Genomic DNA, 11,262 nt, shown 5'->3' with positions numbered 1-11,262 from the left:
CTACCGGCAATCTGGCACCCGCCGAGGTAGGGTCGGTTCCCAAACGACCGCCGATATCCCGTCCACACCCGACGAACGCATGGCAATCATCGCGGCCACGCACGGTCACCGCAGAGCCGGCATCGTTCAATCGTAGGGCAGGACCTGCGCCGTTCAACGGTCATGTCGCCACCGCACGTTGCACCGTTACCGGCAGTCGATCAAAGGTTCGACCCTACCGGCGGACGCGGTGCGTGCGGTCTCCTAGGCCGCCTGTGCCAGGCGCAGGAACGCGTCGGCGGCCACCGGCCGGCCCAGGTGGTACCCCTGCAGCAGGTCGCAACCGAGGTCGCTCAGGTACTGGCGCTGGCCATCGGTCTCCACGCCTTCGGCGACGATCTGCAGCTGCAGCGAACGCCCCAGCGCGATGATCGAGGACACGATCGCGGCGTCTTCGGCGTTGTCTTCCAGGTCGCGCACGAACGCACGGTCGATCTTCAGTTCCGTGGCTGGCATGCGCTTGAGGTAGAGCAGGCTGGAATAGCCCGTGCCGAAATCGTCGATGGAGATGTTCACGCCCATGTCGGTCAGGCCATGCAGGATCTGCAGGCTGGCTTCCACGTCCTTCATGGCGGTGGTTTCGGTGACTTCCAGGGTCAGGTGGCGCGGATCCAGGGCGTGCTTTTCCAGCGTGCGCCGCACCGTTTCCAGCAGGGAACTCGAGGCGAACTGCAGCGGCGACAGGTTCACGGCCATCGACCAGTCCGGGTGGCCGGCGTCGTGCCACTGCCGCAGCTGCGCGCAGGCCCGGTCCAGCACCCAGTCGCCCAGCGGCAGGATCAAGCCGCTGCGTTCGGCCACCGGAATGAAGCTGTCCGGACTGAGCAGGCCCAGCTCCGGGTGCTGCCAGCGCACCAGGGCTTCGGCGCCGATCAGGGCCTGGCCATTGGCCGGGAATTTGGGCTGGTAGTGCAGCACCAGTTCGTCGCGCTGGATGGCACGGCGCAGTTCCTGCAGCAGCTTGAGCTGGCGGTTGGCGCTGACATGCATCGATTCGGTGAAGAAGGTATAGCCGTTCCGGCCCGAATCCTTGGTGTGGTACATCGCCGCGTCGGCGTGCGCCATCAGCGCCCGCTCGTCGGTGGCATCGGCCGGGTACAGCGCGATGCCCAGGCTGGCGGTGACCTGCAACTCCAGCGCATCGATAAGGAACGGCTCGGCCACGCAGGCGATGATGCGTTCGGCAACCACGGCGGCATCTTCGGGATCGTCCACCTGGAACACGATCACGAACTCATCCCCGCCCAGCCGCGCGAACGTGTCGTGACTGCGCAGCAATGCACTCACGCGCTCGCTCATCTGGATCAGCAGCTTGTCGCCAAGCTGGTGGCCGTAGGCATCGTTGATGGCCTTGAAGCCGTCCAGGTCGCAGAACATCACCGCAAAGCTGAACTGTCGCCGCTGCGCCTTCTCGATGGCCTGTTCAATGCGATCCTGCAGCAGCATGCGATTGGGCAGCTGGGTCAGGGGGTCGTGCAGGGCAGCCTGCAGCAGCTTTTCGTTGGCGTGGGCCAGTGAATCGGCCAGCAGGCCGGTGCGGGTGCGCATCTGGCGGTCGAACACCGAGGCCAGCAGGGCGATGCCGAGCGTGGCCAGGGTGGTCACGATGACCAGCACCGCCAGCCACTTGCTGTCCAGCCCGTCGCCGATCACGGCGCCGCAGATGCTGCCGGCGGGGAAGTTCGCCGCCGCCATGCCGGTGTAGTGCATGCCCACAATGGCCAGCCCCATCACCACCGAGGCCATGCCACGCAGCAGCAGCGCACGGCGCTGTTCCAGCCGCAGCCGGAAGGCGATCCAGAGGGCTGCACCGGCCGCAACCACGGCAATCAGCAGCGACAGCGTGAACCAGAACGGGTCGTACTCGATGCCCGGCTGCATCTGCAGTGCGGCCATGCCCAGGTAATGCATGGCCGCGATGCCCAGGCCCATCAGTACCGCACCGGCGCACAGCCGCGCCCACGGCAGTGCTGGGCGCGAGACCAGCCACAGCGCGTAGGCCGACGCGCCCACCGATACCGCCAGCGAGAACAGGGTGATGCCCAGGTCGTAGCCCACCGGGATCGGCAGGTGGAAGGCCAGCATGCCGATGAAGTGCATCGACCAGATGCCCAGCCCCATCGCACCGGCGCCGCCGGCCAGCCACCAGCGGGCGACCCGCCCCTGGGTGCTGGCCAGCCGGCCGGCCATGTCCAGCGCGGTGTACGAGGCGAGGATGGCGACCAGCAGCGAGAACACGACAAGACTCTGGCTGTAGGTGCCGGTCATGGAAAAGCCTGGAAAAGAACGGAAGGGGCAGTCGCCCGCTGTGGTATCGGCATCGCCGGGAGGATCTTTAGCGATGGGGGTGAGGCGGCGTCTCGGTTGCTGCGACGCGGCTCGGCTATCCTGCCCGACAACCGATGAAGTGGAAGTGGACATGGCCAAGCGACTCACCGCGTACGTCTGCAGTGAATGTGGCGCCGAATACAGCAAGTGGCAGGGCCAGTGCAGCGAGTGCGGGGTCTGGAACGTGCTGACCGAGATCACTCTGGAAAGCGCGACCCCCGCCGGCAAGGCCTCGCCGGCGTCGCGCCGCTCGGGCTGGGCGGGCAAGGTCGACGCGCCCAAGATCATGGCGCTCAAGGACGTGCAGCAGACCGAACACCTGCGGGTGAGTACCTGCATCGGCGAGTTCGATCGCGTGCTCGGTGGTGGCCTGGTGGAGGGCGCGGTGATCCTGGTCGGCGGTGACCCGGGCATCGGCAAGTCCACGCTGCTGCTGCAGGCGGTGGCGAAGATGGCCGCCACCCTGCCGGTGCTGTACATCACCGGCGAGGAATCGCTGTCGCAGGTCGCCGGCCGTGCGGTGCGGCTGGACCTGCCGCTGGACAACGTCAACGCACTGGCCGAAACCCAGGTGGAAGCGATCCTGCAGCACGCCAGCGTGGCCCGGCCGAAGCTGATCGTGGCCGACTCCATCCAGACCCTGTGGACCGAATCGCTGACCGCCGCGCCCGGCTCGGTCAGCCAGGTCCGCGAGAGTGCCGCGCGGCTGGTGCGCTTCGCCAAGGAAACCGGCACCGCCGTGTTCCTGGTCGGCCATGTCACCAAGGAAGGCGGTATCGCCGGACCGCGCGTGCTCGAGCACATGGTCGATGCGGTGCTGTACTTCGAAGGCGAGAGCGGCAGCCGCTTCCGCCTGCTGCGCGCGTTCAAGAACCGCTTCGGGGCGGTCAACGAACTGGGCGTGTTCGCGATGGGCGAGAAGGGCCTGAAGGAAGTCTCCAACCCGTCGGCGATCTTCCTGTCCGGCGGCAGCACCCAGCAGCCCGGCAGCTGCGTGATGGTCACCCGCGAGGGCACCCGGCCCCTGCTGGTGGAAGTGCAGGCGCTGGTGGACACCTCGCCGTTGTCCAACCCGCGCCGCGTCGCAGTGGGGCTGGAGCAGAACCGGCTGGCGATGCTGCTGGCGGTGCTGCACCGTCACGGCGGCGTGCTCACCGGCGACCAGGACGTGTTCGTGAACGTGGTGGGCGGCATCCGGGTGCAGGAAACCGCCGTGGATCTGCCGGTGCTGCTGGCAGTGCTGTCCTCGCTGCAGGACCGGCCGCTGGCCGAGAAGACCATTGCCTTTGGCGAGGTCGGCCTGTCGGGCGAGATCCGCCCGGTGCCCAACGGCGAAGATCGTCTGCGCGAAGCGGCCACCCATGGGTTCAAACGCGCGATCGTGCCCAAGGCCAACGCGCCCAAGACCGGCAGCGTGAAGGGCATGGAGGTGATCGCGGTGGAGCGGCTGTCCGAGGCGATCGAGGCGATCTGAACGCGGTGTTTCCGAAGCACCCGCCGCGCAGGCAATGCGCGGCCGGGCTGTGCTAGTTTTCCTCCCCTGAAATCCTCGTTCCAGCGCGTATCCCGGCCGGGGTGCGCCCGCCAGAGAAAACGATTCCATGCAAGAGACTCCCCTGGATGTACAGGGCGCCAGCGAGATCCGTCGCGCGGGTGTCGACCTCAACGGATTGATGACTGTCCTTGGCAAGCATCTGTATTCCACCCCGGTGGTGGCACTGCGCGAACTGGTGCAGAACGCGCACGATTCGCTGGTGCGACGGCGCCTGGAACAGGCCGACTGGCAGGAGCCGGGCCGGATCGAGGTGCACGGCGATGCGGTCAACGGCATCGTGCGCATCGTCGATACCGGCGCCGGGCTGACCCAGCAGGAAATCCACGATTACCTGGCCACGGTTGGCGTGGGCTATACCCGTGGCCTGCGCCAGGCCGGCGAGGACGACGAAGGCCTGATCGGCATGTTCGGGCTGGGCTTCCTGTCCGCGTTCGTGCTGGCGCGCCGGGTGACCGTGCGCACCACCTCCTACCAGCAGCCTTTGCTGGGCCACTGCTATGTCTCCAGCAACGCCGAGCAGTACACGGTGTCCCCGATGCCGGCACGCGCGGTCGGCACCGAAGTGGTGCTGGAACTGCATGGCAGTTACGTGCACCTGGCGCAGGAGCAGAACCTGCGCGATATCCTCGGCCGCTATTGCGCGCTGCTGGGCGAGCCGATCCACATCGGCCAGGATGCGCGCGCGATCAACCCCGAGCCGCCGCCGTGGCGCCCGCAGGCCGGCGTGGTCATGCACCCGCTGCAGGCGCAGCGCCGTGGCCTGGAGTTCGCCGCGCAGTTCGAGCGCAGCTTCGAGCCGATCGCCTGCATGCCGCTGCGCGCCGATGGCGGCAGCGATGCGGTGGGCCTGCTCTGGGTACAGGACGGCGCCACCTACGGCACCAGCGACAACCGCAATCTCTCGGTGTTCGTGCGCGGCATGCTGCTCGACGACGACGCACGCGACCTGCTGCCGCCCTGGGCCGGTTTCATCGGTGGTGTCATCGAATCCAGCCGGTTGACGCCTACCGCCAGCCGCGAGGACCTGCAGCGCGATGAAACCTACAGCGCAGTCCAGCATGCATTGGGCGAGGCGCTCATCGATGGGCTGGTGGAGATCGCACGGCAGCAGCCGGAGGCCTGGCGACGCATCCTGGCGCGGCACAACGAAGCGCTGCTGGGTGCCTCGCTGTGCGATGAGCGTCTGTTCCAGTTGCTGCTCGAACACGTGCGCGTGCCAAGTTCGCAGGGCGACATCAAGGCAAGCGAACTGCCCTCGCGCGGTGCGGTCCACGTGATCCTGGACAACGGTGGCGGTTTCGAGGAAATGCTGTTCCGCGCGATGGGCGTGCCGGTGGCGCATGGCAACCGTTACGCGGTGGTGCCGTTCCTGCGCCGCTGGACCCAGGCCAAGGGCATGCGCCTGGTGGAGCTGGGCACCGAACAAGGCAACCGCGCGCTGTTCCGCACCGATACGCTGCCCGAGGCGGACATGGAGTGGCTGCAGACCCACCTGGGCGACGGTGAGCAATTGTTGCCGGCGCATTTCAGCCCGGCCGAGCTGCCGGTGGTGGTGGTGCCCGACCGCGAGGCCGAGCTGAAACGCCGCCTGGAAGACGACGAAAACGACAAGCGTGTATCAATGGCCGCGCTGCGGCTGGCGCGCCAGTTCACCGCCCGGATCGTCGCGCGCGCACCCTCGCGCCTGTACCTCAACCTGGACAACCCCGCCGTGCAGGCGTTGCTGGCGGCGATGCGCGCCGGCAACCCGCAGGCCGCGTCCGCCGCGCGCCTGCTGCGCTCGCTGAAGGTGATCGTCAGCGCGCAGGGGCGCCCCCAGGACGGCGGCGCGGCCAGTAGCGACCTCAACCGCGCGTTCGGCGACATCGCCGATGCCTTGCAGCAGATGCTGCAGGCGCGCTGATATTCCCTTTCTTCATCATTACGCACGGCAGGACGACACGACCGCATGGATATCTGGAACTGGGTGGAAAAACTGCAGGACGATCTTGGCGAAGCCGGGCAGGCGCAGAGCGCACAACTGCTGACGCGCTTGACCGACGAAGTCTGCGAACTGCGCCTGGACCGTGTGGATGCCTTGCTGCCCGAAGCGCGTGCGTTGGGCAAAACGCTGGGCAATCCGTGGCTGGACGTGTTCGTCGGCCATTGGGACATGCGCAACCGCGTCGGCAACCGCCTGGAAGGCGAGTCGGCACTGGGTGACGCCGTGGCGCTGTTCGAGCGCGCGCACCGTGCCGACACGGTGGAGTGCCCGCAGTCGATCTGCGTAACCCAGGACCTGGCCGCCTGTTACGGCAACATCGACGGCCCCGGCTGGGTGCCCGAGCGCATCGAGGTCTGCGAGGAAACGCTGGCGCGGATCGATCCGAGCTGGGCATGCTTCCAGTGCCTCAGCTGCGAGAAGGCCGATGCATTGCTGGACGACGGCAACAGCCAGGGCGCCCTGGATTACCTGGACGTGCAGGCCGGCACCGTGCTGGCGCATGGTGGCAAGGTGTACGACAGCTTCCCGGAAATGCGCATCAAGATCCTGCTCGCCAGCGGCCGCGCGGCCGAGGCGCTGGCATTGATCGACGCGCGCCAGGCCGAGGTGGATGCCGAGGGTGACTACGAGCCGGCAAACTGCACCATCCCGCGCAAACTGTCGCGCGCATGGGCGCTGGCGCAGCTGGGTCGCGATGAAGAAGCGCTGGAATCGCTGGTGCCATGGAACCAGTTGTCGCCGAACTACCGCCGCATGTGGGCGCATACGGTGGCGCTGCTGGTGCGCAACGCACCCGAGCGCAACAGCTGGGACCTGGGCCGCCGGCTCAGCGCGACCCTGGCGCATTACGCAGCAGTCGGCGCGCATCGCTTCGTGATCGAGATTGCCGGACTGTGCGTGGACATGGCGCTGCAGCGTGGCGCGGTGTGGACCGCACGGCGCCACTTGGCGCTGGCCCGGGAGCACCTGGGCAGCCTGCGCCAGGACCGCGGTGCAAGCGAGGCCGTGAGGGCGATGGCCGCGCGCATCGATGCCGCCCCCGGCGCGGTGGCGTTGCCGGTGCCCGCCGAGGGCCTGCTGGACTGGCTGGTCGAACAGGGCGAGCAGGGCGACGGGCGCGACCCGGAACGCGAGGCGCAGTGGTTGCTGCAGGGCGTGGAGCAGCGTCCCGACGACGCGGCGATGCTGGATGTCGCCGCCTCGGCGCTGAATGCCTGCGGTGCCGAGGATGACGCGATTGCGATGCTGTGGGCGTTCGTCGAGCGCCACGCGCATGAGGATGCTCCCCCGGCGTACTCCCTGATGGGCCTGCTGGTGCAGCGTGGCGACCAGGCTGGGCTGGATCGCCTGGCGCAGCATTACCAGGCGCGGGTGCCGGTGTTCGCACTGTGGTGCCAGGCGCAGATGGCGCACAAGCTCTCCGATTGGCCCGCGCTGGAGCAGGCGAGCAGCGCGCTGCTGGCACTTTCGCCGCAGTCGCATGGCGCCCGCAACCTGCTGGCGATGGCCCTGATGGCCATGCAGCGCTTCCAGGACGCGGCCGCGCAGTACCGTCACCTCACCGAGGTACTGGAGGAGCCGCGCAGCGCGCACTGGGACCACATGACCGCCGCCAGTGCCGCCCGCGACTGGGCCGCCGTGCGTGGCTCGGCAGCGGCTATCGGCATGGAACTGGAAAGCACCGATGGCCCGGTCGAGGAATCCTTCGGCTGGGTGATCATCCGCTGCGCGGACGGCGGCGAGCCGATCGAATACTATGCGCGCCGCACCGGCCCGGTCACCGCGCGCATTGTCGAGAACGCGCCGGCCAACCGCCGCCAGCGCGTGGATGACTGGGTGGTGTTCGACGCCGAACTGGTCCATCCGGCACCGGAGGACGAGCAGGAGCGCGAGCGCTTCATGCCTACCTACGCCGAAGTCCACCTGCTTCAGCGCGGTGGCTATGCAGGCAGCTGGCTGGTCGATGGCGTGCACCCCGGTGAAGACGCGTGGACCGCATTCTCCGAGGCCGTGGAGGCCCGGGGCTGGAAGCTGTGGACGCACAGCCCGGACGATTACCAGCTCACCGATGCCCAGGGCGACGATGCGCCGCTGCCGGGCGTGCTGTTCACCCTGGCGCAGCCGCTGGAACAGCCGCCGCTGGACCTGCACCGATTCCTGCTCGAGGCCACCGCGCACTGGCCGCACCGGCTGTGCTGGCTGCGCCTGGCCGAGGCCTGTGGCCAGGACGAGCAGCGTCATGTGGACGTGATCGAGCGCTACGGTCTATAAGAGCCAGGCCGGGTGCGCCACTGGGGCGCCTGGCCCATTCACAGGGAAGGGAACGGGATATGCGGACACGTGGTTGGAAAATGTGCGGTGGCATGGTGCTGATGGCGCTGTGCGTGCCGGTGGTACAGGCCGCGCCGGCCTGTAGCGATCCGGTGGCAGTGGGGCAGGCCTTCCTGAAGGCCAGTGCGGACGATTTCCTCGCCACCTCGCCGAGCGTGCTTACCCCCGGTTTCGCCCAACTGCTGGCGGCCGAACGCGAATGCCAGCGGGTGGAGGAGGGTATCTGCCGGTTCGACAGCGATCCGTGGCTGGATGGGCAGGACGGTGAGATCGATGCGCCGCCGGTATTCACGGCCACGCCGTCGACGCAGGCCACGCGCGTCACCGTGGAAGCGCGCTACCGGGTGTGGAAGGCCGCGCGGTTGACCCGCCTGACGCTGGTGCGCGCCAACGATGGCTGCTGGCGGGTGGATGACATGATCACCCACAGCGGGCAATCGCAGCGCGCCTTGTTGTCGGCGCCGCTGTAAACCGTCGCCCGGATCCCGCCCGGCAATGGGAACCCCCGTAGTGCCGGGCTCTGCCCGGCAACCCTGGATCAGCAGCCGAGCGTAGTGCCGGGCTCTGCCCGGCAACCCTGGATCAGCAGCCGGGCAGAGCCCGGCTCTACGAGGCAACCCGTGGATCACGCAGCCGGGCAGAGCCCGGCTCTACCTGGAATGGCCGAACACCAGTTCGATCACGAACTGGCTGCCGAAGAACGCCAGCAGCAGCAGCGCCATCGCGGTCAGCGTCCAATGCACGGCCTTGGCGCCGCGCCAGCCGTACCGGCGACGACCGATCAGCAGCGTGCCGAACACGATCCACGACAGCACGCTGAGCACGGTCTTGTGCACCAGCTTCTGGGCCAGCAGGTCATCGACGAACAGCACGCCGGTGACCAGGGTCAGGGTGAGCAGCGCGAAGCCGACCGTGATCACCCGGAACAGCAGGGCTTCCAGGTCGGCCAGCGGCGGCAGGGCCCGCAGCCAGGGGCGGAAATCGCGGCGGCGCAGCGCACGTTCCTGCAGCCACAGCATGATCGCCAGCAGCGCGGCCACGCTCAGGGTGGCGTAGGCCAGCAGCGCCATCCACGCGTGCGTGGCCAACTGCCAGCCCAGCGGCTTGCTCGGCTCGTGCCCATACCCGTGGTAGATGCACAGCACCGCTGCGGCCATCGGGAAGACCAGTACGCCCAGCGCGGCCATGCGCCCGCGCGCGGCCACCAGCGAGGTCAGCCAGGCCATACCCAGGCCCACCAGCGACAGCGCGGCGAAGAAGTGCATGTCCGGGCCGCCGGTGGTGCGCATCGCCACCAGCACGTGGTAGCCGCCGTGCAGCAGCATGGCCGGCAGCGCCGGCCACAGCCAGGCGGGTGAGCGGATCGCGTCATCGCGGCTGACGGCGCGCACCAGCAGGGCGGTGGCGGTCAGGTACAGCAGGGTCGCGATGAGAACGATTGTCATCGTGGCAGTTTCGCATACCCCCGGGGTGCTGGCGATGCCTGCGGCCACGGCGCGCAGGTGCGGTCCGGGGTGCTTGGTGGACCCGCTATACTGTGCGTCTCTCTGTCTTTCGTTCTGAACAGGTTGCCTCCATGTTCGAGTCCCTGACCCAGCGCCTCTCCGGCACCATCGAGCGGCTGCGTGGCCGCGGTCGCCTCACCGAGGAAAACATCCGCGAGGCCACCCGCGAAGTGCGCATCGCGCTGCTTGAAGCCGACGTCGCCCTGCCGGTCGTGCAGGCGCTGGTCGAGCGCATCAAGGTGCGCGCCGTCGGCCAGGAAGTGCTCAAGTCGCTGACCCCCGGCCAGGCGCTGATCAAGGTCGTGCGCGACGAGCTGACCACGGTCATGGGCTCGGCAGCGTCGGACCTCAACCTCAACGTGCCGGCTCCGGCAATCATCCTGATGGCCGGCCTGCAGGGGGCGGGCAAGACCACCACGGTGGCCAAGCTTGCCAAGCACCTGAAGGAAAAGCGCAAGAAGAAGGTGATGGTGGTGTCGGCCGACGTCTACCGTCCCGCCGCGATCGAGCAGCTCAAGACCCTGGCCGACCAGGTGGGCGTGCTGTTCTTTGCCTCCAGTGCCGACCAGAAGCCCGAAGCGATCGTGCGCGCGGCCATCGATGACGCACGCAAGTCGTTCGCCGATGTGCTGATCGTCGATACCGCCGGCCGCCTGGCCATCGACGACGCCATGATGGCCGAGATCAAGGCGCTGCACGCAGCGGTCAACCCGGCTGAAACCCTGTTCGTGGTCGACGCCATGACCGGCCAGGACGCGGCCAATACCGCCAAGGCCTTCGGCGAAGCACTGCCGCTGACCGGCGTGGTGCTGACCAAGACCGACGGTGACGCCCGTGGCGGTGCCGCACTGAGCGTGCGCTACATCACCGGCAAGCCGATCAAGTTCGTCGGCGTCAGCGAAAAGCCCGACGGCCTGGACGTGTTCCACCCCGACCGTATCGCCAGCCGCATCCTGGACATGGGCGACGTGCTGTCGCTGGTGGAGCAGGTCGAGCAGCAGGTCGACAAGGACAAGGCCCAGAAGCTGGCCGAGAAGGTCGCCAAGGGCAAGAAGTTCGACCTGAACGACATGCGCGACCAGCTCGAGCAGATGCAGAACATGGGCGGCATTGGTGGCCTGATGGACAAGCTGCCGGGCCTGGGCAACATTCCCGAGCACCTCAAGCAGCAGGTCAGCCAGGGCAAGGAAGTGCCGCGCATGATCGCCATCATCAACTCGATGACCAAGAAGGAACGCCGCAACCCGGGCCTGCTCAACGGCTCGCGCCGTGCCCGCATCGCGCGCGGTTCCGGCCTCACCCCGGCCGACGTCAACAAGCTCATGAAGCAGTTCCAGCAGATGGAAAAGATGATGAGCAAGATGGCCGGCGGCGGCATGAAGGGCATGATGCGCAGCATGAAGGGCATGATGGGGGCCATGGGCGGCCGCGGCGGCCTGCCGTTCCGCTGAGTGCCCTGTGCGCGGCCGGCCTGCGGGCCCCGCGCACCCACTGCTTCAACGTAATGTCCGCACGCGTCA

Annotated in this window: 7 protein-coding genes; 5 read left to right on the top strand and 2 right to left on the bottom strand. The window is 68.0% G+C overall.

Annotated features, from left to right (window positions below; genetic code table 11):
* Positions 1-243: 243 nt before the first annotated feature.
* Positions 244-2,307, bottom strand: a complete 2,064-nt coding sequence (locus tag AC6CHL_RS19105) for a putative bifunctional diguanylate cyclase/phosphodiesterase (RefSeq protein ID WP_498295814.1) — start codon at positions 2,305-2,307, stop codon at positions 244-246.
* Positions 2,308-2,458: 151 nt separating this feature from the next.
* On the opposite strand from AC6CHL_RS19105, the gene radA reads away from it, so the two are divergent.
* The 4 genes from radA to AC6CHL_RS19085 all read left to right on the top strand — a co-directional run bounded on the left by radA (position 2,459) and on the right by AC6CHL_RS19085 (position 8,707).
* Positions 2,459-3,841: a DNA repair protein RadA gene (gene radA, locus AC6CHL_RS19100; RefSeq protein ID WP_038692408.1), complete on the top strand. Its 1,383-nt coding sequence runs from the start codon at positions 2,459-2,461 to the stop codon at positions 3,839-3,841.
* 127 nt (positions 3,842-3,968) lie between these two features.
* Positions 3,969-5,825, top strand: a complete 1,857-nt coding sequence (locus tag AC6CHL_RS19095; RefSeq protein ID WP_498295812.1) for an ATP-binding protein — start codon at positions 3,969-3,971, stop codon at positions 5,823-5,825.
* A 45-nt stretch (positions 5,826-5,870) separates the two neighbouring features.
* A complete protein-coding gene (locus AC6CHL_RS19090; protein WP_498295810.1) occupies positions 5,871-8,177 on the top strand; it encodes a hypothetical protein in 2,307 nt (768 codons plus the stop codon).
* 59 nt (positions 8,178-8,236) lie between these two features.
* A complete protein-coding gene (locus AC6CHL_RS19085; protein ID WP_498295808.1) occupies positions 8,237-8,707 on the top strand; it encodes a hypothetical protein in 471 nt (156 codons plus the stop codon).
* 180 nt (positions 8,708-8,887) lie between these two features.
* Here the strand turns inward: AC6CHL_RS19085 and AC6CHL_RS19080 are convergent, their stop codons facing one another.
* Positions 8,888-9,682, bottom strand: coding sequence for a cytochrome C assembly family protein (locus AC6CHL_RS19080; protein ID WP_038689637.1), 795 nt, complete (start codon positions 9,680-9,682; stop codon positions 8,888-8,890).
* Between the two features lie 131 nt (positions 9,683-9,813).
* On the opposite strand from AC6CHL_RS19080, the gene ffh reads away from it, so the two are divergent.
* Positions 9,814-11,193 carry a signal recognition particle protein gene (gene ffh / locus AC6CHL_RS19075; RefSeq protein WP_038689636.1) on the top strand — a complete coding sequence of 460 codons (1,380 nt, stop codon included), beginning with the start codon at positions 9,814-9,816 and terminating at the stop codon, positions 11,191-11,193.
* The last annotated feature ends 69 nt before the right edge of the window (positions 11,194-11,262 follow it).

It is taken from the genome of Stenotrophomonas sp. GQ19 (assembly GCF_059758695.1).
This window is presented reverse-complemented; position numbering and strand designations above follow the sequence as displayed.

Bases quoted from the DNA above. Each gene is read 5' to 3' on its own strand.
- radA (WP_038692408.1), top strand. From the start codon at position 2,459: ATGGCCAAGCGACTCACCGCGTACGTCTGCAGTGAATGTGGCGCCGAA.
- AC6CHL_RS19095 (WP_498295812.1), top strand. From the start codon at position 3,969: ATGCAAGAGACTCCCCTGGATGTACAGGGCGCCAGCGAGATCCGTCGC.
- AC6CHL_RS19080 (WP_038689637.1), bottom strand. From the start codon at position 9,682: ATGACAATCGTTCTCATCGCGACCCTGCTGTACCTGACCGCCACCGCC.
- AC6CHL_RS19090 (WP_498295810.1), top strand. From the start codon at position 5,871: ATGGATATCTGGAACTGGGTGGAAAAACTGCAGGACGATCTTGGCGAA.
- ffh (WP_038689636.1), top strand. From the start codon at position 9,814: ATGTTCGAGTCCCTGACCCAGCGCCTCTCCGGCACCATCGAGCGGCTG.
- AC6CHL_RS19105 (WP_498295814.1), bottom strand. From the start codon at position 2,307: ATGACCGGCACCTACAGCCAGAGTCTTGTCGTGTTCTCGCTGCTGGTC.
- AC6CHL_RS19085 (WP_498295808.1), top strand. From the start codon at position 8,237: ATGCGGACACGTGGTTGGAAAATGTGCGGTGGCATGGTGCTGATGGCG.